The organism is Aquabacterium lacunae, from assembly GCF_004310865.1.
Lineage (GTDB): Bacteria > Pseudomonadota > Gammaproteobacteria > Burkholderiales > Burkholderiaceae_C > Aquabacterium > Aquabacterium lacunae.
Map to the genome: position 1 here is coordinate 1 of NZ_SIXI01000056.1, position 362 is coordinate 362.

General features: G+C 68.8%; 1 protein-coding gene. It reads right to left on the reverse strand.

Annotation, left to right across the window (positions count from 1 at the left end):
* On the reverse strand, positions 1-362 hold a 362-nt coding region (locus tag EYS42_RS17140; RefSeq protein ID WP_165456849.1), incomplete at both ends, for a hypothetical protein.

Sequence of the window (362 nt, forward strand, 5' to 3'; positions counted from 1 at the left end):
TGGTCGTGGCCTGGTCGTTCGAGCCGGCCGGCGAGTCGCTCACCGGCTTGACGTCGATCGTGAAGGTGTTCGGGGTGGCGTCGGCGCCGATCGTGGCGGCCTGGCCGGCCACGCCGGTGATGACCGCGAAGTCGAACTTGGCGTATGCCGTGCCGTTCTCGTCGGCCGCCGGCTTGAACACCAGCTTGCCCGCCGCAATGTCAGCGGCAGAGATTTCCTGGCCAGCCGTCACGGCCACGCCATCGAGCAGCAGTGCGCCCTTGGCCGGCACCGTGGTGATGCGCACGGCCTGCAGGCTGTCGCCTGCGTCCACGTCGGTGGCCTTGAAGTCGCCCGACAGGAACACGTAGCTGCCGTCTTCG